The 25,341-nt window shown below is 71.1% G+C and carries 21 protein-coding genes and 3 pseudogenes; 10 read left to right on the top strand and 14 right to left on the bottom strand.

Going from position 1 to position 25,341, the window contains the following annotated elements:
* Positions 1 to 6 precede the first annotated feature (6 nt).
* Complete coding sequence (locus tag ACQUQD_RS15975; protein WP_428952745.1) at positions 7 to 1,050, top strand: YihY/virulence factor BrkB family protein; 1,044 nt, start codon at positions 7 to 9, stop codon at positions 1,048 to 1,050.
* Positions 1,051 to 1,609: 559 nt separating this feature from the next.
* On the opposite strand, the gene ACQUQD_RS15970 is transcribed toward ACQUQD_RS15975, so the two are convergent.
* A complete protein-coding gene (locus tag ACQUQD_RS15970) occupies positions 1,610 to 2,905 on the bottom strand; it encodes a D-alanyl-D-alanine carboxypeptidase family protein (protein WP_428957573.1) in 1,296 nt (431 codons plus the stop codon).
* A 133-nt stretch (positions 2,906 to 3,038) separates the two neighbouring features.
* Here ACQUQD_RS15970 and ACQUQD_RS15965 point away from each other — a divergent pair, with 133 nt between their 5' ends.
* The 4 genes from ACQUQD_RS15965 (at position 3,039) to ACQUQD_RS15950 (ending at position 6,990) form a co-directional block, all read left to right on the top strand.
* On the top strand, positions 3,039 to 3,281 hold the full coding sequence (locus ACQUQD_RS15965) for an SCO4848 family membrane protein (protein WP_428952744.1): 243 nt from the start codon (positions 3,039 to 3,041) through the stop codon (positions 3,279 to 3,281).
* Positions 3,282 to 3,349: 68 nt separating this feature from the next.
* Positions 3,350 to 4,753: a metallophosphoesterase gene (locus tag ACQUQD_RS15960; protein WP_428952743.1), complete on the top strand. Its 1,404-nt coding sequence runs from the start codon at positions 3,350 to 3,352 to the stop codon at positions 4,751 to 4,753.
* 158 nt (positions 4,754 to 4,911) lie between these two features.
* Complete coding sequence (locus tag ACQUQD_RS15955; RefSeq protein WP_428952742.1) at positions 4,912 to 6,486, top strand: ABC transporter substrate-binding protein; 1,575 nt, start codon at positions 4,912 to 4,914, stop codon at positions 6,484 to 6,486.
* Between the two features lie 105 nt (positions 6,487 to 6,591).
* The gene (locus ACQUQD_RS15950; RefSeq protein WP_428952741.1) at positions 6,592 to 6,990 is read left to right on the top strand and encodes an ATP-binding protein; all 399 of its coding nucleotides are present in this window, start codon (positions 6,592 to 6,594) and stop codon (positions 6,988 to 6,990) included.
* Positions 6,991 to 7,250: 260 nt separating this feature from the next.
* Here ACQUQD_RS15950 and ACQUQD_RS15945 read toward each other — a convergent pair.
* Together ACQUQD_RS15945 and ACQUQD_RS15940 are read right to left on the bottom strand one after the other, a co-directional pair.
* A pseudogene (locus ACQUQD_RS15945) lies at positions 7,251 to 8,681 on the bottom strand (sensor histidine kinase); the annotation flags it as partial.
* Positions 8,678 to 9,379, bottom strand: a complete 702-nt coding sequence (locus ACQUQD_RS15940; protein WP_428952740.1) for a response regulator transcription factor — start codon at positions 9,377 to 9,379, stop codon at positions 8,678 to 8,680. The pseudogene ACQUQD_RS15945 and the gene ACQUQD_RS15940, both read right to left, overlap by 4 nt.
* Positions 9,380 to 9,601: 222 nt before the next feature.
* Here ACQUQD_RS15940 and ACQUQD_RS15935 point away from each other — a divergent pair, with 222 nt between their 5' ends.
* Positions 9,602 to 12,049, top strand: coding sequence for an MMPL family transporter (locus tag ACQUQD_RS15935; RefSeq protein WP_428957572.1), 2,448 nt, complete (start codon positions 9,602 to 9,604; stop codon positions 12,047 to 12,049).
* 12 nt (positions 12,050 to 12,061) lie between these two features.
* Here ACQUQD_RS15935 and ACQUQD_RS15930 read toward each other — a convergent pair whose 3' ends face one another.
* The 6 genes and pseudogenes from ACQUQD_RS15930 to ACQUQD_RS15905 form a co-directional block, all read right to left on the bottom strand.
* The gene (locus tag ACQUQD_RS15930) at positions 12,062 to 13,225 is read right to left on the bottom strand and encodes a D-alanyl-D-alanine carboxypeptidase family protein (RefSeq protein ID WP_428952739.1); all 1,164 of its coding nucleotides are present in this window, start codon (positions 13,223 to 13,225) and stop codon (positions 12,062 to 12,064) included.
* Between the two features lie 56 nt (positions 13,226 to 13,281).
* Positions 13,282 to 13,911 (bottom strand): TetR family transcriptional regulator, encoded by a 630-nt coding sequence (locus ACQUQD_RS15925; RefSeq protein ID WP_428957571.1) that lies wholly within the window; start codon positions 13,909 to 13,911, stop codon positions 13,282 to 13,284.
* A gap of 122 nt (positions 13,912 to 14,033) precedes the next feature.
* Entirely contained in the window at positions 14,034 to 14,597 is a 564-nt protein-coding gene (locus tag ACQUQD_RS15920; RefSeq protein ID WP_428952738.1) for a thiol-disulfide oxidoreductase DCC family protein, read from the bottom strand.
* A complete protein-coding gene (locus ACQUQD_RS15915; RefSeq protein ID WP_428952737.1) occupies positions 14,594 to 15,001 on the bottom strand; it encodes a hypothetical protein in 408 nt (135 codons plus the stop codon). The genes ACQUQD_RS15920 and ACQUQD_RS15915 overlap by 4 nt, the downstream gene beginning before the upstream one ends.
* A 147-nt stretch (positions 15,002 to 15,148) precedes the next feature.
* Positions 15,149 to 15,556 carry a VOC family protein gene (locus ACQUQD_RS15910; RefSeq protein ID WP_428952736.1) on the bottom strand — a complete coding sequence of 136 codons (408 nt, stop codon included), beginning with the start codon at positions 15,554 to 15,556 and terminating at the stop codon, positions 15,149 to 15,151.
* A gap of 98 nt (positions 15,557 to 15,654) precedes the next feature.
* Positions 15,655 to 16,156, bottom strand: a pseudogene (locus tag ACQUQD_RS15905) (SMP-30/gluconolactonase/LRE family protein); the annotation flags it as partial.
* Here ACQUQD_RS15905 and ACQUQD_RS15900 point away from each other — a divergent pair.
* The 3 genes and pseudogenes from ACQUQD_RS15900 to ACQUQD_RS15890 form a co-directional block, all read left to right on the top strand.
* A pseudogene (locus tag ACQUQD_RS15900) lies at positions 16,143 to 16,277 on the top strand (Lrp/AsnC family transcriptional regulator); the annotation flags it as partial. The pseudogenes ACQUQD_RS15905 and ACQUQD_RS15900 overlap by 14 nt on opposite strands.
* Before the next feature lie 31 nt (positions 16,278 to 16,308).
* Positions 16,309 to 16,704 carry a hypothetical protein gene (locus ACQUQD_RS15895; RefSeq protein ID WP_428952735.1) on the top strand — a complete coding sequence of 132 codons (396 nt, stop codon included), beginning with the start codon at positions 16,309 to 16,311 and terminating at the stop codon, positions 16,702 to 16,704.
* Positions 16,704 to 19,184, top strand: a complete 2,481-nt coding sequence (locus ACQUQD_RS15890; RefSeq protein ID WP_428952734.1) for a DUF4132 domain-containing protein — start codon at positions 16,704 to 16,706, stop codon at positions 19,182 to 19,184. The genes ACQUQD_RS15895 and ACQUQD_RS15890 overlap by 1 nt, the downstream gene beginning before the upstream one ends.
* Before the next feature lie 73 nt (positions 19,185 to 19,257).
* Here ACQUQD_RS15890 and ACQUQD_RS15885 read toward each other — a convergent pair whose 3' ends face one another.
* The 5 genes from ACQUQD_RS15885 to ACQUQD_RS15865 form a co-directional block, all read right to left on the bottom strand.
* A complete protein-coding gene (locus tag ACQUQD_RS15885; RefSeq protein WP_428952733.1) occupies positions 19,258 to 20,022 on the bottom strand; it encodes a succinate dehydrogenase iron-sulfur subunit in 765 nt (254 codons plus the stop codon).
* Positions 20,022 to 21,776, bottom strand: coding sequence for a succinate dehydrogenase flavoprotein subunit (gene sdhA, locus ACQUQD_RS15880; protein ID WP_428952732.1), 1,755 nt, complete (start codon positions 21,774 to 21,776; stop codon positions 20,022 to 20,024). The genes ACQUQD_RS15885 and sdhA overlap by 1 nt, the downstream gene beginning before the upstream one ends.
* Before the next feature lie 19 nt (positions 21,777 to 21,795).
* Positions 21,796 to 22,290 (bottom strand): succinate dehydrogenase hydrophobic membrane anchor subunit, encoded by a 495-nt coding sequence (locus tag ACQUQD_RS15875; RefSeq protein ID WP_428952731.1) that lies wholly within the window; start codon positions 22,288 to 22,290, stop codon positions 21,796 to 21,798.
* 8 nt (positions 22,291 to 22,298) lie between these two features.
* Entirely contained in the window at positions 22,299 to 22,679 is a 381-nt protein-coding gene (gene sdhC, locus ACQUQD_RS15870) for a succinate dehydrogenase, cytochrome b556 subunit (RefSeq protein ID WP_100594758.1), read from the bottom strand.
* A 149-nt stretch (positions 22,680 to 22,828) separates the two neighbouring features.
* Positions 22,829 to 23,551 (bottom strand): 2-oxo-4-hydroxy-4-carboxy-5-ureidoimidazoline decarboxylase, encoded by a 723-nt coding sequence (locus ACQUQD_RS15865; RefSeq protein WP_428952730.1) that lies wholly within the window; start codon positions 23,549 to 23,551, stop codon positions 22,829 to 22,831.
* 137 nt (positions 23,552 to 23,688) lie between these two features.
* On the opposite strand from ACQUQD_RS15865, the gene ACQUQD_RS15860 reads away from it, so the two are divergent.
* Positions 23,689 to 25,290, top strand: a complete 1,602-nt coding sequence (locus ACQUQD_RS15860; RefSeq protein ID WP_428952729.1) for a beta-N-acetylhexosaminidase — start codon at positions 23,689 to 23,691, stop codon at positions 25,288 to 25,290.
* Positions 25,291 to 25,341: the final 51 nt, after the last annotated feature.

The raw sequence follows: 25,341 nt of genomic DNA, 5'->3' as shown, positions 1-25,341 counted from the left end.
GAGATCATGGACTGGCTGAAGAAACTACCCGTTGTCGGGCCGTTGGTCGCTTGGTTGATGCGCACCCATGCCTGGCAGGCGTACGAACGGCTCGACGAGGTGGTGTGGGCGCGGCTCGCGGCAGCGATGACGTTCATCAGCTTCCTGGCGTTGTTCCCGCTGCTCACCGTGGCGGCGGCGATCGCGGCCGGCACGCTCGGCGCCGATCAGCAGAAGACACTCGAGTCCAAGATCAGCGATCAGGTTCCCGGGATCGCCGATCAGCTGGATCTCGGAGCGCTGATCGACAATGCAGGCACGGTCGGGCTGGTGGCCGGAGCGTTGCTGCTGTTCACCGGTGTCGGGTGGGTCGGGTCGATGCGGGACTGTCTGCGGACCGTGTGGGAGCTGCCGGACACCGAGGAGAACCCGGTCCTGCGCAAGCTCAAGGACGCCGGGGTGCTGGTGGGGCTCGGGGGTGCGGGGCTCGCATCGTTGGTGGCGTCGACGGTGGCGTCCACGGCGGTGGGGTGGACCGCGGATCAGCTGGGACTCGACCGGGCGGGATGGGGCGGGGCGCTGTTGCAGGCCCTGGCATTCGGGATCGCGGTCCTGGCGGACTTCCTGTTGCTGTTGTACGTGCTGACGTTGCTGCCCGGGGTGCAGCCGCCGCGGCGGGACCTGATCACGGCGGCGTTGATCGGAGCGGCCGGGTTCGAGCTGCTGAAGCTGCTGCTCGGCGGCTATATGAAAGGCGTCGCGGCGAAGAGCATGTACGGGGCGTTCGGTACGCCCGTCGCGTTGCTGCTGTGGATCAACTTCACGGCGAAGCTGCTGCTGTTCTGTGCGGCGTGGACCGCGACGGGGCGGGCCACGGCGGAAGCGCAGGAGGAGGGGGATGCAGAGTCTGGTGAGGTCGGGGCGGACAGGGCCGACGGGTCGACTGGTGTCGGTGCCGGAGAAGCCGCTTCAGGTGGGGCTATTGCGGGTGGATCCACTGTCGCGGGGGCTGCGGGCGGGGATGCCGGGCCTGTGGCCGAGGCTGACAGGCCCTCTGGGAAGGGGAGTTGACGGGCTGCGCCGGTTGCTCGCCGGGGTGCGGGGCGGCGGACGGGCACCGTCCCCGGGAGCATCGGGCTGACAGGCCTGAGCAGCTGGTGCGAGCGCGGATCCAGTCGGGCAGCCCCTGCTGGTAACTCGGCGATAGCCCCGGCTCGGCGGCTCGGGTAGCCCCGACACGGCGACTCGGGGTAGCCCTGGCTTGGCGGCTCGGGCAGTCTCGCCGCGGGACTCAGCGGCAGCCCCCGCCCGGCAATTCGGCGGTAGCCCTGGCTCGGCGGCTCGGGCAACCCTCGCCCGGTAACTCGGCGATAGCCCCGTCTCTGCGGCTCGGGTAGCCCCAGCCCGGCAGCTCGGCGGCAGCCCCGGATCGGCGACGCGGGGAGTCCCAGCCTGGGACTCAGCCGCAGACCCGGCCCGACGGCTCGGGTAGCCGCAGGACAGCTCAGCCCCGTCCGGCGCGGGGCATCGCAGGACAGCTCAACCCCGTCCGGCACGAGGCGGCGCAGGAAAGCTCAGCTCGTTGCGGCTCCGGCCGGCCCGCGACAGTTGGGCCGGCCCGCGTCGCGGTTCAGCCCTTCGTACGGAGGGGCCACTTCTTGCGGACGGCGAAGGCCGCGGCGGCGAGGACGACCAGGACGCCGCCGGTGATGGCGAGGGCGATGCCCATGCCGCTGGAGCCGCTCGTGGAGACCGCGGCGTGGGCGGCGGGCTTGGCGGGACCGGCGTCGCCCTGGGGGCTGGCCGCGCCGGAGGCGTCGGAGCCGGGGGAGGCGGCGCTCTTCGGAGGGACGAGCGTGCCGACGGGGGTGACCTTGCCGTCGGCCTGGAAGCCCCAGTCGAGGAGGCGGGCGGTCTCCTTGTAGACCGCGTGGCTCTCCTTCGAGTCGGGGTTCATGACGGTGACGAGGAGGACTCTGTTGTTGCGTTCGGCGACGCCGGTGAAGGTGGCGCCGGCGTTGGTGGTGTTGCCGTTCTTGACGCCCGCGATGCCCTTGTAGGCGTCGAGGCCCACGTCACCGGTGAGGAGGCGGTTGGTGTTCTGGATCGCGAAGCGTTCGGTGGTCTTCCCCTTCTTCTGCTTCATGGGGAACTTGGCGGTGGCCGTGGCGGCGTACTCGCGGAAGTCGCTCTTCTGCAGGCCGGAGCGGGCGAAGAGGGTGAGGTCGTAGGCGGAGGAGTGCTGGCCGGGGGCGTCGTATCCGTCGGGGCTGACGACGTTCGTGTCGTAGGCCTGGAGTTCCTGGGCGTGGGCCTGCATGTCCTTGACGGTCTGCGGGACGCCGTGGTTCATCGCGGACAGGACGTGCACCGCGTCGTTGCCGGAGCGCAGGAAGACGCCGAGCCACAGGTCGTGGACGGTGTAGGTGAAGTTCTCCTTGACGCCGACGAGGCTGGAGCCCGCGCCCATGCCGGCGAGGTCGGAGGGGACGACCTTGTGTGTCGTGGTCTTGGGGAACTTGGGGAGGAGGGTGTCCGCGAAGAGCATCTTGAGGGTGCTGGCGGGGGGCAGTTTCCAGTGCGCGTTGTGCGAGGCGAGTACGTCGCCCGACTCGGCGTCCGTGACGATCCAGGACTTGGCGGTCAGGTCCTTCGGCAGGACGGGGGCGCCGGCCCCCAGATTCACCTGGGTGCCCGACTTCCCGAGGAGGGGGCCGCCGATCTTCGACATGTCGGCCGGGGGCTCGGCCTTGTTGGCGGCGCTCTTGGTCGGCTTGTTGTCCGGCTTGTCCGCGGCGGACGCGGGGAGCGCGGCCGTCAGGGACAGAGCGGAGGCCGTGAGCAGGACCACGGAAGTCGTGAGCAGCGTGGAGCGCAGCGGGCCGGTCGCGCGCGCGGACTGTGTGGACTTCTTCTCGTACGACATGTACGACGCAGGGGAGGCAGACACGGTCGAGAACGTACATGTACCCGGCCCGTAAGTCTCCGCCGAGGTGTTCTGTGTCTCTCCGGCCCCACCCCGGCGGCGGTGCGTGAAGGCGCTTGGCGATACTGAACGCATGAAGCTCAGCCGCCCCGTCTCCTGGTTCCTGCTCGCCTTCGGGGTGTGGAGCTGGATCATCTGGATCACTTTCGTCAAGAACCTGTGGAAGGACGGCAGCGGCCTCGCCTTCGACGACGCCGAGGATCCGACGGCGTACTTCTGGGTGCACCTGACGCTCGCCGTCGTCTCCTTTGTCTTGGGGACGGTGGTCGGAGGCATCGGGTTCCGCGGAGTACGTGCTCTGCGGCGGACTTCATAAGCGGAATCCGTAGGCGGAATCCGTAGGCGGAATCCATAGTCAGAACGGGCGAACGGGCGTACGGGGTCATGGTCGTTGTCTTTGTGCTGATCGCCCTGGCCGTGCTCGCGGCCCTCGCGGGGCTGCATTACTACGCGTGGCGCCGTCTCGTGCGGGACACGACGGCGGGGCCGGGGTGGCCGAGACGCGTGGGCACGGTGGTGTTCGTGGCGGGCCCGGTGCTGATGTTCGCGGCGGTGGCCGCGGAGCGGGCCGGGGCGCCGTTCCTGGTGCAGCGGATCCTGGCGTGGCCGGGGTTCCTGTGGATGGCGTTCGCGCTCTATCTGGTGCTCGCGTTGCTGGTGGGGGAGGTCGTGCGGCCGCTGCTGCGGCGGGTGCTGGACCGAAAGGCGGTCCCGAGCCCGGCCGCTGCCGAAGCCCCTGGCAGCGCTGTCGACCCTGCCAGCGCTGCCGGCGCTGCCGCCCCCGCTGAGACCACGGCCAGTACCCGAGCCTCCGCCCCAGCAGACCCCGCAGCACCCATCTCACCCCAAGAGACCTCACCCCAAGAGACCTCACCCCAAGAGACCTCACCCCAAGAGACCCCACCCCAAGAGACCTCACCCCAAGAGACCTCATCCCAGGACCCGGCACCCCAGAACACCGCCCCCACCCGCCGTCTCCTCCTCGCCCGCACTGTCGGGGTCGCCGCCATCGTCGCCGCCGCGGGCATCGTGGGCCATGGTGCGTACGGGGTGTTGCGGGGGCCGAAGGTGAAGCGGGTGACCGTTCCGCTGGCCAGGCTTCCGCGCGCGGCCCATGGGTTCAGGATCGCCGTGGTCAGCGACATCCACCTCGGCCCTGTGCTCGGGCGGGGCTTCGCCGAGCGCGTCGTCGACACGATCAACGCCACGCAGCCCGACCTGATCGCGGTCGTCGGTGACCTGGTCGACGGGAGCGTGGAGGACCTCGCTCCCGCGGTCGCCCCGCTCGCCCGGCTCCGCGCCCGGCACGGCACGTTCTTCGTCACCGGCAACCACGAGTACTTCTCCGGCGCGGACCCGTGGGTCGCGCACGTCCGCGAGATCGGTCTGCGCCCGCTGGAGAACGCCCGCGTCGAGATGGGCGCCTTTGACCTCGCGGGTGTCAACGACATCAGCGGGGAGAACTACGGCGAGGGGCCCGACTACGCGAAGGCGCTCGGCGACCGGGACCGGTCCCGCGCTGCCGTCCTCCTCGCCCACCAGCCGGTGATGATCCACGAGGCGGTGCGGCACGGCGTGGATCTCCAGCTGTCCGGGCACACCCACGGCGGCCAGTTGTGGCCCGGGAACTTCATCGCCGATGCGGCCAATCCGACCCTCGCGGGCCTGGAGCGTTACGGCGACACCCAGCTCTACGTCAGCCGGGGCGCGGGCGCCTGGGGCCCGCCGGTCCGGGTGGGCGCGCCGTCCGACATCACGGTGGTCGAGCTGGCCTCGAAGCAGGCCTGAACCCCTCCGTGCCCGCCCTGGTCCACCCGGGGCGGGTCCGCGCCGCGCGACGGCTCGTCTCACGCCTCGGATACCTCACGGACCTCTCTTCCCACGGCTCAAACTCCTGTGGTTCAGTGACCTTCGTCACTGGGGAGTGACGTGGGGAGGGACGCCGAATGCGCACGGTTCGCATACGGATCATCGCGACGCTCATGGTGCTCGTCGCGGCGGGGGTCGGCGGCTGGCAGCTGCTGCCGCAGAAGGACGACCCGGGGCGCACGGTCACGGTCGGCACGACGGACGTCATCACCTCGCTCGATCCGGCGGGGGCGTACGACGCGGGGTCATGGGCGCTGTACAGCAATGTGTTCCAGTCGCTGCTGACCTTCGAGCCGGGCAGCACCACGCCCGTGCCGGACGCGGCGCGCGGCTGCCGCTTCCTGGACGCGGGGCTGCGCACGTACCGCTGCGAGGTGCGCGCGGGCATCCGGTTCCCCAGTGGCCGGGCGATGACCGCGCAGGATGTGAAGTACTCCTTCGACCGGGTCAGGGAGATCCACGCGCGGGTCGGCCCGTCCTCGCTGTTCGACACGCTCCGCACCGTCGAGGCGCGCGGCCGCACGGTCACTTTCCACCTCTCCTCGCCCGATGCCACCTTCCCGTTCAAGGTCGCCACGGGCGCGGGTTCCATCGTCGACCGCAACGTCTACCCGGCGGACACGCTGCGCGCCGGCGGCAGCGCGAGTGCGGGCGACAGCGGCGTGGACGGCACGGGCCCGTACACGCTGAAGGTGTACAAGCCCGGCAGTCAGGCCGCGCTGGTCCCCAACTCCCGTTACAAGGGCGCCGCGAAGGTCCCCGACCACCCCACGACCCTGCGCTACTACAAGGACTCCGCCGCGCTGGAGACGGCCTGGAAGCGGCACGCCGTCGATGTCGCGGCGCGCCAGCTGCCGCCGTCGCTCCTCGCGACGCTGTCCACGAGCGACCCCGATCAGCGGCTGACGGAGGTCGACGGGGCGGAGACCCGCAACCTCGTCCTGAACGTTCGCGACGGCAAACCGCTGCATGATCGACGGGTGCGGCAGGCGCTCGCGTCGTTGATCGACCGGGACGAACTGGTCGAGTCGGCGTACCGGGGGACGGTCGACTCGCTGTTCTCCCTCGTTCCGCGCGGCATCACCGGGCACACGACCGCGTTCTTCGACGCGTATCCGAAGCCGGACCCGGCGCGGGCGCGCGAGTTGCTGCGCGGGGCCGGGGTGAAGGTGCCGGTCAGGTTCGAGTTCGCGTACTCGCGCGGGGCCGCGTCCAAGGCCGAGGCGGCGGAGATCGAGCGGCAGTTGGAGCGGTCGAAACTGTTCGAGGTGACGACCAAGTACTACGACTGGGAGGAGTTCCAGGAGCGGTACGCGGCGGGGAAGCTGGACGCGTACGCGGTGGGGTGGCTGCCCGACTTCCCGGATCCGGACACGTTCACCGCGCAGCTCGTACGTACCGGCTCCGGGATGCACAACGGGTACAGCAGCAAATCCGTGGACCAGTTGATCATGGCGAGTCAACAGTACGAGGATCGCAGCCGCACACTTAAGGACTTTCGCAGGCTGCAGGAGCTCGTGGCCCGTGACGTGCCGATCGTGCCGCTGTGGCAGCGCAAGGAGTACGTGCTCGGCACGGAGGACATCACGGGCGGCCAGTATTTGTCCGACGGGACCGGTGTGTTCCGGCTCTGGGAACTCGACTGGATCTGACCGGATTGCGGCGGGGGGACAGTGTTCGCAGTGACACACAGAGTGGCCGTAGCGCTACATCATGTGTCGAATCTGTGTTCATGAAGGTGGGGGAGGTGGCTACGTGTGTTGCGGCGCAGTGCGTTCAGACTGCCCCGACACCCGGCCTCGGTGGGGGTGGCGCGGCTGCGCGTGCGCGATCACCTGGCTGTCTGGGGTCACACGGGACCGGCCGACGCGCTCGACACCGCCGTCCTGCTCGTCTCCGAGCTGGCGACCAACGCGGTGCGGCACGGTCCGGCACGTGAGCGGGAGTTCGAGATCGCGGTGACGGTCCTGGCGGACGGCTCGTGCTTCATCGAGGTGTCCGACGAGTCGACGGCCGACCCCGAGATGAGACCTCCTCGCACGACCAACGACGAGAACGGACGCGGTCTGCACCTGGTCGACGCGCTCGCCGAGGCGTGGGGGGTGTGGCACCGGGGTCGCTACGGCAAAACGGTCTGGGCGTTGGTGCGTTCCTGATCCCGACCCTGATCTTGCCCTTGCCCTTGCCCCCGCCCCACCGAGCCGGGCCCTGCCCCCGCCCTCTCCGACTCCGACTCCGACTCCGGCTCCGGCTCCGGCTCCGACTCCGCGGACGATGCCTTCGTGGACGGCCCCCGCGTGGACAGCCCCCGCGTCGACGACCCCTCCGCGCACGAGTCCTCCAAGCCCACGGCCCTCCCCGCGCGGGCCGTCGGCTGATCCACCGGCGGACTCACCGGCGGATCCGTCGGTGGATCCACCGGCAGAGCCACCGTCACGGTCAGCCCCGCCCCCGGCCGGGTCCGCACCGACACCTCGCCCCCGTGGGCCGTCACCACCCCTTGCACGATGGCCAGGCCGAGCCCGCTGCCCGCGCCCCCGCCGGCGCGGAAGAAGCGGTCGAAGGCGCGGGCCGCGTCCTGGGGCGCGAGCCCGGGCCCCTCGTCGGCGACGGCGAGCCGCACCACCCCCGCCGCACGCGTCACGGACAGCGCGACCGGCGCGTCGCCGGGCGTGTGGACGCGTACGTTGCCGAGGAGGTTGCCCAGCACCTGCCGCAGCCCGGACTCGTCGGCGCGGACCAGGACCGCCCCGTCGGCGGCCACCGTCACCGGCCGTTCGGGCTGCTGCACCCGCAGATCGTCCGCCGCGTCGCGGACCAGGCGGCTCAGGTCGACGTTGCGCAGCCGCAGTTCGGGCCGCTGGTCCAGGCGGGCCAGGGTGAGAAGCTCGTCGACGAGCCGCTGCATGCGGTCGGCCTCGGCGTTCACCCGCTGCCAGGCGCGGGCCCGTTCGTCCGGGTCGCGCAGCATCCCCTTGTCGTAGAGCTGGAGGTAGCCGCGGATCGCCGACAGAGGGGTGCGTAGTTCGTGGGAGGCGTCGGCGACGAACCGGCGGAGCTGGGACGCGCTGCGCTCGCGTGTCTCGAAGGCCGACTCGACCTGGTGGAGCATCGAGTTGAGGGCGAGGCGCAGCTGCTCGGTCTCCTGGACGGGCGCGCGGCGCGAGGGCACACGCCGGGTCAGATCACCCTCGGCGATCGCGGACGCCGTCTCCACCATGTCCTCCAGGGGACGCAGACGGTGGTGGGTGCCGAGCATCGTGACGACGGCGAGCAGCAGCAACAGTCCGATACCGAGCGCCAGATCGAGCCGGAGCGCCTTGCGGATGCCGGACTGCACGGCGCTGGTGGAGGTCGCCATCAGGATGGTGGTGTCGTCGGCGAGGCGGGCGCCGACCAGGCGGTACGGGTCGCCGCCGACCGTCAGGTCGTGGACGGACGTGGCGCGTGCGAGGGCGGCCGGATCGTCGACGGCGGCGGCCAGTTCGCGCTGCCGTCCGGTCGGCCGCAGTGTGCCGACGGCGACCGGCTCACCGTTCTCGCCGACGGCGACGAACACCGACTCGGACCGCGGCAGCGACCCCACGTGCCCGGCTCCGCCCGGCGACATCTTGTCGAGGGCGATCCCCAGCTGGCTGAGCGCCTGCACCTGTTTGAGGGTGATCCCGGTGCGCTGGATGGAGGTGCGGGAGGCGCGCAGCTCCTGGTCGATGTTGTCGAGGAGGTAGTGCCGCATACCGATCAGGCTGACCGCGGTGGCGGCGGCGATGCCGAGGGCGAGCAGCGCCACGTTCGCGAGGGTCAGCTTGGCGCGCAGCGAACTCATGCCGCGCCGACGCCGCTTCATATCGCCGCCAGCCCGTATCCGACCCCGCGCCGCGTCATGATCAGCGGCGGTCCCAGCGCGTCGAGCTTGCGCCGCAGGTAGCTGATGTAGGTCTCGACGACGGTCGACTCGGCGGTGTGCTCGTACTGCCACACATGGCGCAGGAGCTGCTCCTTGGGCACGATCCGCCCGCCGTTGCGCACGAGGAACCGCAGCAGCGCGTACTCGGTCGGTGTCAACTGCACGGCGGTGCCTGCCCGGTGCGCCGTGTACGTCGCCTCGTCCAGTTCCAGGTCGCCGTACGTCAGCGGGGGCCGCTGCGGCAGGACGTCCTGGGGGCGAGTGCGGCGCAGTACGGCGTGGAGCCGGGCGACGACCTCGTCGATGTTGAACGGCTTGGTGATGTAGTCGTCGCCGAAGCCGAGGGCGCCGACGACCTCGGCGGGCGCGTCCCGCGCGGTCAGGAAGACCAGCGCCAGCTCGGGCCGGCGCACGCGCAGTTCACGGCCCAGGCTGCGGCCGTCGCCGTCCGGCAGCATGATGTCGAGCAGCGCCGCGTCCGGCCTGGTCCGCTCGGTGAGGGCGAGGGCCTGGCGCACGGTGCCGGCCGTCATCACCTCGAAGTGGTGGTAGCGCAGTGCGATCGCGAGGACGTCGGCGATGCTCGGCTCGTCCTCGACGACGAGCACCGTCGCGGGACTTCCGCCGTTGACAGTCATGGCCCCAGTATCGGCGCGCGCCCCGTGGCAACGGCCGCGGGACTTCTTGGAGTTCCTTGAGAGTCATGGCCGCGTCGCGGAAATCGGGCGGCCCGCCGTCGGATGCTCGGAGCCCGGGGGACGACCACCGGCGCGAGAGGAGCACCGGCGCGAGAGACGCACCGGCGCAGGAGACGCACCGACGGCGGCGACGCATCGACAAGGAGCGAGCACGTGACGGCATTGGCACGGTGGTGCTATCGGCACCGTCTTGTGGTCCTCGTGCTGTGGCTGGGGGCGCTGTTCGGCCTCGGGGCCGCGGGCACGACGGCGGGCACCGACTACGCGAACGTCTTCTCCCTCCCGGACACCGACTCCAAGACCGCCCACGACCAGCTGACGAAGGCGTTCCCGGAGCGCTCGGGCGACACCGACACCGTGGTCTGGAAGACGGACGAGGGGTCCGTACGGGACCCGGCGGTCCGGTCCCGGATCGAACCCGCGCTGAAGGACATCGCCGCGATGAAGGGCGTCGGCGCGGTCACCGGCCCCTACGGCGGCGGCGCGCAGGGCGGGATCAGCGAGGACGGCACCATCGCCTACGCCCAGGTGACCTTCACCGCGCAGGCCAACGAGGTGCCGAAGCAGCTCGTCCAGGACGTCGTCGACCGCGCGCAGGACGCCGGGCGGAGCGGGCTCCGGGTCGACCTGGGCGGTCAGGCCATCACCCGGATCCAGGAGCCGCCGCAGGGCCTGTCCGAGGCCGTCGGTGTCGCGGCCGCCGCGGTCGTCCTGTTCCTGGCGTTCGGCTCGCTGTTCGCGATGGCGCTGCCGATCGTCGTCGCGATCATGGGCGTGGGCACGGGCCTGATGTCGACGGCGCTGCTCAGCCATGTCACCGACGTGCCCGAAGTGGCGCCGCTGCTCGGCTCGTTGATCGGACTCGGCGTCGGCATCGACTACGCCCTGTTCATCGTCACCCGGCACCGCAGGGGCATCCAACGCGGCCTGAAGCCCGAGGAGTCGGCCGTCCAAGCGCTCAACACCTCGGGCCGCGCGGTGCTGTTCGCGGGCGGCACCGTGTGCATCGCCCTCGCCGGGATGCTGGTGATGAACATGCGCTTCCTCGACGGCGTCGTCATCGCCACGTCCCTGACCGTCGTGCTCTCCGTCCTCGCCGCGATCACCCTGCTGCCCGCGCTGCTCGGCCTCCTCGGCCCGCGCGTGCTCAGCAGCCGCCAGCGCCGCCGGCTCGCCGCGCAGGGCCCCGACCCGGCCGAACCGAGCGGGCTCGCGGCGCGCTGGGCGTCGTACGTGCAGAAGCGGCCGCGCACGATCGGCGCGGCGGCGGTCGTCGTCATGCTGGTCCTCGCGATCCCGGTGCTCTCGCTGCGCCTGGGCGCCACCGACCAGGGCAACCACAAGGAGTCGACGACCACCCGGCAGGCCTACGACCTGCTCGCCGAGGGCTTCGGACCCGGCTTCAACGGACCGCTGCAGGTGGTGGTGCCGGGCGGCGCCGACGCGACGGACCTGGTGGCGAGGATCCGGACGACCGAGGGCGTCGCGCAGGTCGCGGCGGCGCCGCCCGCGCACGGCGTCTCCGTCGTCCAGGTGGTCCCGACGACCTCGCCGCAGTCGGTGCGGACGGACGAGCTGATCGACCGGCTGCGCGACGACGTGATCCCCCGGTCCGGGGTCACGGCCCATGTCGGCGGCGTGACCGCGGTCTTCAAGGACTTCGCGTCGGTGACGGGCGACCGGCTCCCGTACTTCGTCGGCACGATCATCGCCCTCGGCTTCCTGCTGCTGCTCATCGCGTTCCGCTCGCTGGTCGTGCCGCTGACGGCGGCGCTGATGAACCTGATCGCCGCCGCGGCCTCCTTCGGCGTCCTCGTCGCGATCTTCCAGTGGGGCTGGGGCGCGGAGGCGCTCGGCCTCGGCAAGGAGGGGCCCATCACGGCCTTCCTCCCCGTCATCATGCTGTCGCTCCTCTTCGGCCTGTCCATGGACTACCAGGTGTTCCTCGTGAGCCGGATGCACGAGGAGTGGGTGCACACGAAGGACAACGCGCGGGCCGTGCGCGTCGGACTCGCCGAGACCAGCCGGGTCATCAACTGCGCGGCGCTGATCATGGTGTGCGTGTTCTCGGCGTTCGTCCTCAGCGGCGACATGGAGGGCGCGATGGCGGGCATCGGGCTCGCGGCGGCGGTCGCCCTCGACGCGTTCGTGCTGCGTACGGCGCTGGTGCCGGCGGCGATGCATCTGCTCGGCCGCGCCAACTGGTGGCTGCCGGCCGGCCTGGAGCGCAGGCTGCCGCACCTCGCGGTGGAGCCGCATGAGGCCCCGCCAACAGCGGAGCCGGTGGCGAAGGTGCCGGTGGCGAAGGTGCCGGAGCAGTCCGGCGGGGCCACGGTGGTCCACGGCTTCCTGCGCACCCCGGACGGCGACCCGCCGGCCGAGGCCACGGTCACGCTGATCTCGCGGGGCGGCCGCCAGCTGGACCGGGTCCGGTCGCTCGCCGACGGGGCGTACATCGTGTCGGCCCCCGCGCCCGGGTCGTACGTCCTCGTGGTGACGGACCGCCGACTGGCCCCGCTGGCCCGGCACATCACGGTGGGGGACCGGCCCCTGGTGTACGACGTCGAGCTGCCGGACGACGTGGATGCGGCGCCTCGGGGAGGGGGCTGAGCCGCCGGCCCCTCAGGCGCGCCGCCTCCCGGTCGGCCTCGCCCGGCGCCGCAGGGCCAGCAGGCCGCCGCCCGCCACCGCCGCCACCGCGGCGGAACCGCCCAGCGCCCAGCCCTCGCCGTGCCGGGCGGTGCCCGAGGAGACGACGGCCGGGGCGCCCGCCGCCGGGGACGCCGACTTCTTCGGCTGCTCGCTCAGCGGCGTGACCAGCTCGCCGACCGCGCTCACGGTGGAACCCGCCGCGAACCCCCAGTCCAGCAGCGCGGCCGTCTCCTCGTACACCGCCTCGTAGCCGGACGCGGGGTGCATCACGGTGACCAGGAGGGTGCGGCCCTTCCTGGTCGCGGCGCCGGTGAAGGTGTTCCCGGCGTGCGAGGTGTAGCCGTTCTTCACGCCGATGAGGCCCTGGTACGCGGCGACGCCCTGCCCGGTGAGCAGGCGGTCGGTGTTCTGGATCTGGAACGTCTTGCCGCCGCCCGCCGGGAAGTCGGCGACCTTCGTGGCGCAGTAGCCGCGGAAGTCGTCGTTCTTCAGGCCCGCCCGGGCGAAGAGCGTCAGGTCGTACGCCGACGAGACCTGCCCCTTGTGGTCGAAGCCGTCCGGGCTGACCACATGGGTGTCGCCGGCCTGGAGGTCCTCGGCGCGGGCCTGCATCGCCGCGACCGCCTTGTCGACACCGCCGTACATCGAGGCGAGCACGTGCACCGCGTCGTTCCCGGAGCGCAGGAAGACGCCCTGCCACAGCTGATGGACGGTGTACGTCGTCCCGGCCTGGATGCCGACGAGGCTGGAGCCCGCCGGGATCCCGGCCAGGTCCTCGGCCGTCACCTTGTGCTCCAGGCCGTGCGCGAACTCCGGCAGCACCGTGTCCGCGAACAGCATCTTCAGCGTCGAGGCGGGCGGCAGCGCGCGATGCGCGTCGAACGAGGCGAGCACCTCGCCGCTGTCGTGATCGGCGACCAGCCAGGCCTTCGCGTTCAGCTTCGGCAGCTTCGGCGCCCCCGCGCCGCGCGCCACCTGCACCCCGGGCGCCGCGAGCCGGGCGCCGCCGACGGCCGTCGCGGCGGACGCGCGCTGCGCGGGCAGGGCGAGGGCGGCCGCGGCGCCGAGGCCCATGCCGAGGGCGGTGCGGCGGCTGAACTGGGGGGACGGCGAGGGTGTGGGGTTCCCGGGCATCCCGTGACCGTACCGGTCCGATCTGAGGCCGAGGTAAGAGGGGCCCACGCCAGCCCCTACGGCCTGGACCGCGTCATCCCCGGCAGGAAGTCGATGAACAGCTCGTGCACCTCGAGCACCAGCGGCCGCAGCACCCGGAACCGGGCGAGTGCCACGCCCCGTGTGGTCAGCCGGGCCCCGCGGTCGGCGAGCCGCCGGCTGCGCTCCCGCCCCTCCGAGCTGTCGAAGACCCAGTACAGGACGAGCCCCATCTGGGACAGCCACATCAACTCGGGCAGGATCTGGGCCAGTTCGGCCGGGACCTTCGCCTTCGACCCTGCGAGCACCTCGCGGTGCAGATTGATCGCGGCCTCCCGGGCCCGTTCCGACTCGGCGGAGAACGGGCTGAGCGGCGAGTCCGGGTCGGCCGCGTTCTTGAAGAACTGGGCCGCGAACTCGTGGTACGGCTCGGCGATCTCCAGCCACGCCCGCAGCACGCCCGCGAGCCGCGCCTGGAGATCGGTCTCCGTGTCGAGGACGGACCGGACCGCCGCCTCGTGCTCGGCGGTGATCCGGTCGTAGAACCCCTGGATGAGGTGTTCCTTGCCCGCGAAGTAGTAGTACGCGTTGCCGACGGAGACGCCGGCCTCCTGCGCGATGGCCCGCATCGTGGTCCTGTCGTAGCCCCGCTCCCGGAACAGCCGCATCGCGGTCTCCAGGATCAGCGCCCGCGTCTGCTCGCTCTTGGCGGGCTTCTCGGCGGGTTTCCCGGCGGACGTGTCCGCGCTGCTCTTCTTCACGGCTTTCTCTGCTGCCACGGTCCCCGAGCCTAATCGGCCGCGCAGCGTCCGCTGTCACAGGACGGCGGCCCGCCCCCGTATCCGTACGCCTCCTGGAACCAGCCGCTCCCGGGGTCGTACGTCCACCCGTCCTTCGGGTCGTACCGCCAGCCGTCCTGCCGCCGGTACGCCCCGCCGCCGGCCTGCCGCCGCTGGTAGAGCTCCCGGTACTTGGCGGCGCCGAGCACCACCTGCTTGGCGACCTTCATCCCGGCGGGGGTGGCCATCCGGTGGGCGGTCGGCCGGTGCTCGCGCAGCGCCCACATGCACACGATCCAGGCGGCGGACCCGCGGTAGATCTGGCCGCTGTCGCCGATCACCGTGATGTCGCCGAGCGTCGCCGCGTGGTCGAGGTCCGGGAAGAGGGCCCGGGCCCGGGAGTGCCCCGCCGGCACCAGGTCGAGCGGCACCAGCTGGCGCTGCTTCACCAGCCAGTTCCGTACGAAGGTGCACAGCGGGCACTCCGCGTCGTACAGCACGGTGAGCCGGCGGACCGGGACGTCCCCCCGGGCGTCCCGGTCCACGGCCTTCCCCGTGCTTCCCACCGCTGTCACGCCCCGGCCACCGGAGCGGCCCACCCCTGCGGCGGGACCGGCGGCTGCTGTTCGCGCTCCATGACGCCGCGCCGCCGGATCTTGTTGAGGACGAAGACGTTGCCCAGGTGCATCACGCCGAGCACGAGCAGCACCACGCCGAGCTTGGTCGACAGGGCCTCGAAGACCTCGCGGGCGGTCCCGATGGTCTCGTCGCCGCTCAGGTAGAGGGCGACGAAGCCGAGGTTCACGAGGTAGAAGCCGACCACCAGGAGGTGGTTGACGGCGTCGGCCAGCTTCTCGTTCCCGTGCAGCACGTCGGAGAGGAAGACCCGTCCGTTACGGCTCAGGGTGCGCGCCACCCAGATGGTCAGCCCGATGCTGACGACGAGGTAGACGATGTAGGCGACAACTGTGAGGTCCATGCCCCACCCTCCTTGAACGCGTTCAAAAACGCTGACAGGCATGAATGTAGACCTGTTTTTGAACACGTTCAAGCGAGAGTTGTCGGACGTGACGCGGGTCTCAGGCGGTGCCTCGGGAGGCGGCCCGGGAGGGCCCGGGCGGAACGCTCAATTCCGCGCCAGCTCGGGGCGCTTGAGGTAGTCGGTGAACCCGATGACGTTGCCCCACGGGTCGGCGATCTCGACGACGTACCCGGTGGAGGTGGAGAAGGGCGGGTCGAGCGGCTCGATGCCCTCGGCGGTCAGCGCCCGGGCCGCGGCCCGGGCGTCGGGCACCTCCAGCCACAGCCGCGCCGCGGGCCACGGCGCCGGGCGGTGCCCGAAGCCGTCCTCGGCGCGCAGCAGCAGGCCGGGCGTCTCCTTGCCGACGGCGAGCAGCGCGATGCCGGCCTCGTCGAGGCGGAACTTCACGGGGAATCCGGCGCGCTCGTAGAAGGCGACGGCCTCGGGCAGGTCGCCGACGGGGAGCAGGGCGTTGTCGAACCCGAGGATCTGCAGGCCAGCTTCTTGTGACATACCGTCAGATTAGCCATGGATCGGGCAAATGCCGCTGAAGTGCTCAGCGGCGGATCCGTGGCGCCCCGGTCACGGCGGTCATCAGGGAGTACGCCGACGTCGAACCGGATGTTGTCGAACCGGCCGAGCCCCTCTCCCGCCTCGGCGAACACCTTGCCGTCGGAGAGGGTCCCGTCGTCGCGCACCTCGAAGACGCGCAGGGCGCCGCCGCGGGTGTCGGACACGTACAGCCGCGTCTCGTCGAGCGAGAAGACGAGCCCGTTCGGCGCGCCGAACCCGTCGGCCACGAGCCGCGCCTCACCGCTGTCGGGGTCGATCCGGTAGACGTTGTCCGCGCCGATCTCGGACTCGGCGCGGAACCTCCTCGTAGTCGCTGGTGATCCCGAAGTCCGGGTCGGAGAACCACACCGAGCCGTCCGAGCGCACCACCGCGTCGTTCGGACTGTTGAGCCGCTTGCCCTGCCAGCGGTCGGCGAGGACGGTGATCCGGCCGTCGTGCTCGGTCCGGGTCACCCGCCGGTTGCCCTGCTCGCAGCTGATGAGGCGGCCCTCACGGTCCAGCGTGTTGCCGTTGCTGTGTCCGGCGGTGGAGCGAAAGACGACGGAGCAACTCCAGTACGTACTGCGGCGGTTGTACGCGATCGAGGGCGTGAGCGGGACGCAGGCGACGGTCGCGCTGGAGACGTTCTTCGAGCGGCCGGTGGCCGTCGTGACGGACTGATTGTCAGTGGTGCCTCGTAGCGTTCCTGGGCATGGGAACGGTGACGTTCGTCGACGAGACGACATCAGGGGACAGGGGCGCGGCCTTCGGGCTGGAGATCGCCGAGGAGCGGCTCACCGTACGTGAGTTGATCAGCCGGCGGGTCTTCCAGGAGGTCGCGGAGCACAACGCGCGGTCCGCCCCGCGCGTGTTCCAGGGGCTGGTGCAGCCGAAGGACACGGAGCGCGTGCTGAACGGGTACGCGCTGCGCACCCCGCGCCGCATCGACCCCGAGGCCCAGACGGAGCGCGCGCTGGCCGCGTTCGCGGGGAACGGGTTCCTGGTGCTGGTCGGCGACCGCCAGATCACCGAGCCGGACGAGGAGATAGAGCTGGCGCTCGGCGCCGAGGTCACCTTCCTGAAGCTCGTGCCGCTGGTGGGTGGCTGATGGTGCATCTGCAGAGCCACATCGACAAGCTGCGCAACCATGTGGTGGCGCGGGACCCGCACCGCCTGGCGCGCGAGGCGCTCAAGTCGGCCGTGGGCAACGACGGTTACCGGGGCCCCGGCCGGGACCGGATCATCGGGACGCTCCGGGAGCTCGACCCCGCCCTGCGCGCGCGGGTCGCGGACGAGCTGGCCCGGCAGTACGCGGAGCTGGACGCCGACGCGCCCGCCCGGCTGAACGTCCTGGTGCTGCTCGTCGTCGTCGGCGCGGACCTGCCCGGCGACCCGCTGGCCGCCGAGCGCGCGGCGGAGCTGGCCAAGCTCGGCCGGGAGTCCTCGGTCTGGCGCGGCAGTTACGCGCAGGTCGTCGTGGAGGCCGAGCGGGCGGCGGGCCGTCCGCTGCCCGCCCCGGTCGTCGCGTTCTTCCGCAGATGCGCCCTGGAGGCGTACCGCGACCCGGAGTCGGTCGCCCTGGCCAAGACGATGCGGGAGCCCGTGCTGAACGTCGGGGAGGAGTGGGCCGAGCGCGCCCTCGCGGCCCTCTGCGGCGACCCGGACGACCCGTGGCGCGCCCTGCTCGCGCACGCCGCGACCGCCACCTCCGCGAAGCCCTCCGCCAAGTGGGACAAGGCCGCGCACGCCCTGATCGGGGCGCTCGGCCCGGACCGGGTGCGCGAGGCCGTCCTGCCCTGGCTCGCCCTGGTCGGCCGGCCCCGCACCTTCCCCCTTCGGGTCCTGCGGTACGGGCCCGACGCCAACCTCTGCTACGACCCGTTCAACGCGAACGCGCTGCGCGGTCTGACCTGGGTGCTGTCCCTGCTGCCCGCCCACCCGGACACCGCACGCGCCCTCGGCGCCCTCGTCGAGACCTCGCTCAAGAAGGTGGCCGGCCTCGGCCCGCGCAACCCCAAGGTCGCCAACGCGGGCGTGTTCGCCCTCGCCCGCATCGACAGCGAGGCCGCCCTCGCCGAGCTGGCCCGCCTGGCCACGCGGATCACGTACAAGGCGACGGCCAAGCTGCTCGACACCGCCCTCGAAGCCCGTGCCGAGGCCCTCGGCCTCACCCGCGAGGAGATCGAGGAACTGGCCGTCCCCGCCTACGGGCTGACCGAGGTGGGCCGCGCGGAGGTCCGGCTCGGAGACATCACCGCACTGCTGGAGGTCCAGGGCGCCAGGGCCGTCCTGCGCTGGCGCGGCGCGGCCGGCAAGGAGGCCAAGTCCGTCCCCGCCGCCGTGAAGCGCGACCACCCCGACGAGCTCAAGGAACTCAAGGCCGCCGCCAAGGACATCGACAAGATGCTCGGCGCCCAGGCCGAGCGCCTCGACCGGCAGTTCCTCGCCCGCCGCACCTGGTCGTACGGCACATGGCGCGAGCGCTACCTCGACCACCCGCTCGTCGGAACCCTCGCCCGCCGCCTGCTGTGGATCGTGGACGGCACACCGGTCGGCTTCGCGGACGGCGCGCCGCGCACCCTCACCGACGACCCGGTGACCACGGGCAGCGAGGTGACGCTCTGGCACCCCGTCGACCGCGAGCCCGCCGAGGTCGTCGCCTGGCGCGACTGGCTGGAGCGGCACGCGGTCACCCAGCCGTTCAAGCAGGCCCACCGCGAGGTGTACCTGCTCACCGACGCCGAGCGGACCACGGGCACGTACTCGAACCGGTTCGCGGCGCACATCGTCCGCCAGCACCAGTTCCACTCCCTCGCCGCGGTCCGAGGCTGGCGCAACAAGCTGCGGCTGTGCGTCGACGACGAGGCGCCGCCCGCCACCCGCGAACTCCCGCAGTGGGGCCTGCGCGCCGAGTACTGGATCGAGGGCGAAGGCGAGGAGTACGGCGTCGACACCACCGAGTCGGGCAGCTATCTGCGGCTGCGCACCGACCAGGTCCGCTTCTACCCGATCGACGCCCCGGGGAACTCGGCCCACTGCCACGGCGGCGAGTACCGCATGTGGCTGAGCGACGGCGCGGACCCGGTCGAGCCGCTCCCGCTCACGGAGATACCGCCGCTGGTCCTGTCCGAAGTCCTGCGCGACGTCGACCTGTTCGTCGGCGTGGCCAGCGTCGGCAACGACCCGACGTGGCAGGACGGCGGCCCCGGCGGCCGGTTCCGCGCTTACTGGACGTCCTACGGCTTCGGCGAGCTGAACCAGAGCGCCGAGACCCGCCGCGTCCTCCTGGAGCGGCTCGTGCCGCGCCTCGCGATCGCCGACCGCTGCACCATCGAGGGCCGGTTCCTGCACGTCAAGGGCGAGCTGCGCACGTACAAGATCCACCTGGGGTCGGGGAACATCCTGATGACGCCCAACGACCAGTACCTGTGCATCGTCCCCAGGTCGAGCGCCGGCACCTCCGCGCAGACCGGCTATCTGCCCTTCGAGGGCGACCGGACCCTGGCCGTCGTGCTCAGCAAGGCGATGATGCTCGCGGACGACACGAAGATCACCGATCCGACGATCACCAGCCAGATACGCCGGTGATCTGCCGCTGAACGGCCGCGGGCCCCGCTCCCATCGAGGAAGCGGGGCCCACGGACCGGGACGACCCGGAAGATCAGTAGCGGCGCGTGATCAGCGCGCGCTTCACTTCCTGGATCGCCTTGGTGACCTCGATGCCACGCGGGCAGGCGTCCGTGCAGTTGAAGGTCGTGCGGCAACGCCACACACCGTCACGGTCGTTGAGGATCTCCAGGCGCTGCTCCCCGGCCTCGTCACGCGAGTCGAAGATGAAGCGGTGGGCGTTCACGATGGCGGCCGGACCGAAGTACTGGCCGTCGTTCCAGAACACCGGGCAGGACGACGTGCACGCGGCGCACAGGATGCACTTGGTGGTGTCGTCGAACCGCTCGCGGTCCTCGGCGGACTGCAGACGCTCACGCGTCGGCTCGTTGCCCTTGGTGACCAGGAACGGCATGACGTCCCGGTACGCCTGGAAGAACGGGTCCATGTCGACCACGAGGTCCTTCAGCACGGTGAGGCCCTTGATGGCCTCGACCGTGATCGGCTTCTCGGGGTTGATGTCCTTGATGAGCGTCTTGCAGGCAAGGCGGTTCTTGCCGTTGATGCGCATCGCGTCGGACCCGCAGATGCCGTGCGCGCAGGAGCGACGGAACGTCAGCGAACCGTCCTGCTCCCACTTGATCTTGTGGAGGGCGTCGAGGACGCGCTCCTTCGGGTCGATGTCCAGCTGGAAGTCGACCCAGTTCGACTCCGCGGAGACCTCCGGGTTGAACCGGCGGATCCGGAAGGTGACCGTGATGAGGTGCGAGCCGTTGTCCGCCTCGAGCGCCTCGAGCTTGTCCATGGTCGGAGTAGCCATCAGTACTTACGCTCCATCGGCTGGTAGCGGGTCTGGACGACCGGCTTGTAGTCGAGACGGATCGTCTCCGTGCCGTCGTCGCCGACCTCGCGGTACGCCATGGTGTGGCGCATGAAGTTGACGTCGTCGCGGTTCGGGAAGTCCTCGCGGTAGTGACCGCCGCGGGACTCCTTGCGGGCCAGCGCGGAGGTCGCCATGACCTCGGCCAGGTCGAGCAGGTTGCCCAGCTCGATGGCCTCGAGCAGGTCGGTGTTGAACCGCTTGCCCTTGTCCTGGATCGACACGTTGAGGTAGCGCTCGCGCAGCTCGGCGATCTTCTCGACGGCCGTCTTGATCGTCTGCTCGGTGCGGAACACCATCACGTTGGCGTCCATGCACTCCTGCAGCTCGTTGCGCAGGACCGCGACGCGCTCGGTGCCCGTCGAGTTCCGCAGGCGCTCGACCTGCTCCTCGACCAGCGACGCCGGGTTCTCCGGGAGCTCGACGAAGGACGCCGTGTGGGAGTACTCGGCGGCCGCGATGCCCGCACGACGCCCGAAGACGTTGATGTCGAGCAGCGAGTTCGTACCGAGGCGGTTGGCGCCGTGCACGGACACGCAGGCGACCTCACCGGCGGCGTACAGACCGGGAACGACGGTGGTGTTGTCCGCGAGGACCTCACCCTCGACGTTCGTCGGGATGCCGCCCATGGCGTAGTGCGCGGTCGGCTGGATCGGGATCGGGTCCGTGTAGGGCTCGATACCGAGGTACGTGCGCGCGAACTCGGTGATGTCCGGCAGCTTGGCGTCCAGCTGCTCCGGCGGCAGGTGCGTGAGGTCGAGGTAGACGTGGTCGCCCTCGGGACCGCAGCCGCGGCCCTCACGGATCTCCGTGTAGATGGAGCGGGACACGACGTCACGGGACGCGAGGTCCTTCATGACCGGCGCGTACTTCTCCATGAAGCGCTCGCCGTCCTTGTTGCGGAGGATGCCGCCCTCACCGCGGGCGCCCTCCGTCAGCAGGATGCCCATGCGCCAGATGCCGGTCGGGTGGAACTGGAAGAACTCCATGTCCTCCAGCGGCAGCCCGCGCCGGTAGCAGGCGGCCTGGCCGTCACCGGTCAGCGTGTGCGCGTTCGACGTCACCTTGAAGAACTTGCCGGTGCCGCCGGACGCGTAGATGACCGACTTCGCCTGGAAGACGTGGATCTCACCGGTCGCGAGCTCGTAGGCCACGACACCGGCGGACTTCTTGACGCCGTCTTCCTCGACGATCAGCTGGTCCAGGACGTAGAACTCGTTGAAGAACTCCACGCCCTCCTTCACGCAGTTCTGGTACAGCGTCTGGAGGATCATGTGGCCCGTGCGGTCCGCGGCGTAGCAGGACCGGCGCACGGGCGCCTCACCGTGGTTACGGGAGTGACCGCCGAAGCGGCGCTGGTCGATCGTGCCGTCCGGGGTGCGGTTGAACGGCAGGCCCATCTTCTCCAGGTCGAGGACCGAGTCGATGGCCTCCTTCGCCAGGATCTCGGCGGCGTCCTGGTCGACCAGGTAGTCGCCGCCCTTGATCGTGTCGAAGGTGTGCCACTCCCAGTTGTCCTCCTCCACGTTGGCCAGCGCGGCGGCCATGCCGCCCTGCGCCGCGCCCGTGTGGGAGCGGGTGGGGTAGAGCTTGGTCAGCACGGCGGTGCGGCTGCGCTTGGTCGACTCGATGGCCGCGCGCATGCCCGCGCCACCGGCGCCGACGATGACGGTGTCGTACTTGTGAATCTTCACGGGTTCGCTCGCCTCGGCTTTAACGGATGTTCGGGTCGAAGGTGAAGATCACCAGCGTGCCCAGCAGGACGGTGAAGACCGTCGCGGCGTACAGCAGGCCCTTCAGCCACAGGCGGGTCTGGGGGCGCTCGGCGTAGTCGTTGATCACGGTACGCAGGCCGTTGGCGCCGTGCAGCATCGCGAGCCACAGCATCAGCAGGTCCCAGCCCTGCCAGAACGGGGACGCCCAGCGGCCCGCGACGAACGCGAAGCCGATCTTGGAGACGCCGCCGTCGAGCACGAGCTGGATCAGCAGGTGGCCGAGGACGAGAACGACCAGGACGACGCCGGACAGACGCATGAAGAGCCACGCGGCCATCTCGAAGTTGCCGCGGCTGCCCTTGCCGGTCTTCGAGGTGCGCTTGCGCGGCGCCTCGATGTACGGCGCGGGGTTGTCGACGTCGTAGAGCGAGACGCCCTCGACGGGACCGACGCCGGACGTGCCGTCCGTCTTGGTGAGGGTGGTGTCAGACATGTCTGGCCTCAGCTCCCGAAGAGTTCACGGACGGCGTGGCCGAGGACGGGGTACAGCGCCCCGACCATCAGGACGACCCAGATGCCCACGACGGTCCAGAGCATCTGCTTCTGGTAGCGCGGGCCCTTCGACCAGAAGTCGACGGCGATGACACGCAGGCCGTTGAGCGCGTGGAAGAGGATGGCGGCGACGAGGCCGTACTCAAGGAGCGCGACGATCGGCGTCTTGTAGGTGGAAACGACGTCGTCGTACGACTCCGGGGAGACGCGGACGAGAGCGGTGTCCAGCACGTGTACGAACAGGAAGAAGAAAATGAGGACACCGGTGACTCGATGAGCCACCCACGACCACATGCCTTCCCGGCCGCGGTACAGCGTTCCAGCCGGCACGGAAGAACCCTCCGGGAGCGGGGACTAGGGGCCGGCCGGCTTCGGTGTCGGACGAGCCCGGCCGGGTACGGTCCACCGGCCGCTCGTCATCGTATCGACGAGTTGTCGGCTCGTTCGCCCGGGGGCCACTGGTGTGATCAAACAGGCAATCAAACAGGCACGTACGGGCTATTGCCGATGCTTTCCCGTCGTGTGGTGCCCGGGGTCCCGGGCCGGGCGAGCGGGAGATCCGGCAGATCCGGCAGATCGCGGACAAGACGGGCGATGCGGCCCCGGGCGAGTCGGCGCAGCTCTTCCGCGGCGACCACCCGCTCCTCCTCCTTGTCGTTGCCGAGACGGTCCCGCAGCCCGGCGAGGAGGTGGTCGAGGGCCTCGGCGGGAGCGATGTCGTCCAGGCAGATCACGAAGGCGTGCCCGAAGCGGCTCTCGTAGGCGCAGTGCGCCGCGGCGAGCGCCGTGTGCGCGGCCGTGTAGCCGGCGGCGCCCGGCACGTGCGGCAGTTCCTCGCAGGCCAGAGCCTCGGCGAGGTCGTCGCGGGCGAGGTCGTACGCCGCCTCGTCGGCCGCGGCGAGCAGCGCGTCGAGGTCCGGGTACGGGCGGTGCGCGGCGACCCGGCGCGCCCACGCGCGGCTTCCGCAGCAGACGCGCAGGGCGTCCTCGGCGGCGTGCTGCGCCAGCGCGTTGAAGTCGGTGAGGCCCCCCGATGACGCGGCCCGTGCCGGTATGGGCAGACGGCCGGGATCGTGAGGGGCGCGGTGCGCGGCCAGCGGAAGCCTCCGGCGGGGACAGGTGGGGGGCGTGCGGTGCGTGTGTTTGTGGCGTAACGCTAGCGATGGCTGATTGCGGGTGTCCGACGGATGCGCGAATTTCACCCGGACGGGAGAGTTTGAGGGCCTGGGGTGGACTCTCGCCGGGCGCCGACTCGTCGTGACCGGTCGCGCGGGTCCCCGCGCCCCTCGGGGGCGGCGGTTACGGTCGGTCGGAGACAAGATCGTGAACGGAGGCGGGCGTGGAGCGAGAGCGGAAGGCTCTGTTGGCCGGGGGCGGGATCGTCGTGGCCGGGGCCGTGGTGGTCGCGGCGGTGCTCTGGCCGGACGGCGGCGACTCCTCCGCGGGCCAGGCCCCCTCCGACGGCAGGACCGGGCAGTCGAGCGCCTCGGCCACGCCGTCGCCCAGCCGGTCGTACCCGCTGTCCACGCCCCCGCGCACGATCCCCTCGGTGCGCGACTTCACCCCGGCGCGCGGCCCCGGCTGGAAGCCGGACGGCGGCCGGGTCGTCGTGCGGGACAAGGACCTGGCCGACGAGGGAGCGCTGATCGCCGGCGAGCTGGGGCTCGACTACGGGGGCGAGGGCGCCGAGGCCGGGCCCGGGGACGTCGAGCTGGCGCTCGGCGGGGCCGGCGGCGCGCAGGCGGAGTCGTACCGGATGACCGTGCGGGACGGGCGCGTGCGCATCGTCGGGCCGAGCGACACCGGCGTGTTCTACGGCACGCGCACCCTCAAGCAGGAGGTGCACGGCGGCGCCACCGCGCCCGAGGGCGTGGTCGCCGACGAACCGGCGAAGCCGCAGCGCGGATTCATGATGGACATCGCGCGCAAGAACTTCTCCGCCGACTGGATCAAGGACCGGATCCGGGAGATCGGCGACCTGAAGTTCAATCAACTGGGGCTGCACTTCTCCGACGACCAGGCGTTCCGGATCGAGTCCGACACGCACCCGGAGATCGTGTCCGCCGAGCACCTGAGCAAGGCGCAGGTCCGGGACATCCTGGCGCTGGCCGCCGAGCGGCATGTGACGGTCGTGCCCGAGATCGACTCGCCCGGTCACCTCGGCGCCGTCATCAAGGCGCACCCCGACCTCCAGCTGCGCGATGCGGGCGGGGCGGCGACGCGCGGCGCCGTCGACATCTCCAAGCCGGGCTCCGCGAAGATCGTGGACGATCTGCTGAAGGAGTACGCGGGCCTCTTCAAGGGCGCGTACTGGCACCTGGGCGCCGACGAGTACCAGGCCCTGACGCGGAGCAACCCGGAGGCGTCGTTCCCGCAGCTGGCCGCCGCCGCGCGGCAGAAGTACGGGGCGAACGCACGGGTCAAGGACCTCGCCCAGGGCTGGCTCAACGACCGGGCGAAGACCATGGCCCCCTTCGACCGGAACCTGAAGGCCTGGAACGACGGGTTCTACACGGGCGGTGTCGTCGAGGCCGACAAGGACCTGGAGGTCGCGTACTGGACCGGCAAGGAGATCGGGGCGCGCGAGCCCGTCTCGTACCTGAGCCAGGGCCGGAAGCTGACCAACTACAACGACGAGTTCCTGTACTACGTCCTCGGCCAGCCCAACACCTTCGTCTACCCGACCGGGCAGCGGATCTACGAGAGCTGGACGCCGCTCGTCGTGCGCGGCACGACCCCCGTGCCCGCGAAGTACGACGACCAGATCCTCGGCGGCACCTTCGCCGTCTGGTGCGACCTCGCGCAGGCCCAGACCCAGGAGCAGGTCGCGCGGGGCATCCGGATGCCGCTGCGGGCGACGGTGCAGAAGCTGTGGGATCCGGACAAGCCGGAGCTGACGTGGCCGCAGTTCGTCGAGCTGGCGGGCCGGCTCAACGGCTGACCTGCGGATACGAGTGGACACTGCGGGCCGGTGGAACGTATGTTCCGCTGG

It is taken from the genome of Streptomyces sp. cg35 (genome assembly GCF_050410835.1).
Lineage (GTDB): Bacteria > Actinomycetota > Actinomycetes > Streptomycetales > Streptomycetaceae > Streptomyces.
This window is presented reverse-complemented; position numbering and strand designations above follow the sequence as displayed.

Coding starts and splice junctions, on each gene's coding strand:
- ACQUQD_RS15975 (WP_428952745.1), top strand. CDS start 7: ATGGACTGGCTGAAGAAACTACCCGTTGTCGGGCCGTTGGTCGCTTGG.
- ACQUQD_RS15970 (WP_428957573.1), bottom strand. CDS start 2,905: ATGTCGTACGAGAAGAAGTCCACACAGTCCGCGCGCGCGACCGGCCCG.
- ACQUQD_RS15965 (WP_428952744.1), top strand. CDS start 3,039: ATGAAGCTCAGCCGCCCCGTCTCCTGGTTCCTGCTCGCCTTCGGGGTG.
- ACQUQD_RS15960 (WP_428952743.1), top strand. CDS start 3,350: ATGGTCGTTGTCTTTGTGCTGATCGCCCTGGCCGTGCTCGCGGCCCTC.
- ACQUQD_RS15955 (WP_428952742.1), top strand. CDS start 4,912: ATGCGCACGGTTCGCATACGGATCATCGCGACGCTCATGGTGCTCGTC.
- ACQUQD_RS15940 (WP_428952740.1), bottom strand. CDS start 9,379: ATGACTGTCAACGGCGGAAGTCCCGCGACGGTGCTCGTCGTCGAGGAC.
- ACQUQD_RS15930 (WP_428952739.1), bottom strand. CDS start 13,225: ATGCCCGGGAACCCCACACCCTCGCCGTCCCCCCAGTTCAGCCGCCGC.
- ACQUQD_RS15925 (WP_428957571.1), bottom strand. CDS start 13,911: ATGCGGCTGTTCCGGGAGCGGGGCTACGACAGGACCACGATGCGGGCC.
- ACQUQD_RS15915 (WP_428952737.1), bottom strand. CDS start 15,001: ATGGACCTCACAGTTGTCGCCTACATCGTCTACCTCGTCGTCAGCATC.
- ACQUQD_RS15910 (WP_428952736.1), bottom strand. CDS start 15,556: ATGTCACAAGAAGCTGGCCTGCAGATCCTCGGGTTCGACAACGCCCTG.
- ACQUQD_RS15895 (WP_428952735.1), top strand. CDS start 16,309: ATGGGAACGGTGACGTTCGTCGACGAGACGACATCAGGGGACAGGGGC.
- ACQUQD_RS15890 (WP_428952734.1), top strand. CDS start 16,704: ATGGTGCATCTGCAGAGCCACATCGACAAGCTGCGCAACCATGTGGTG.
- ACQUQD_RS15885 (WP_428952733.1), bottom strand. CDS start 20,022: ATGGCTACTCCGACCATGGACAAGCTCGAGGCGCTCGAGGCGGACAAC.
- ACQUQD_RS15875 (WP_428952731.1), bottom strand. CDS start 22,290: ATGTCTGACACCACCCTCACCAAGACGGACGGCACGTCCGGCGTCGGT.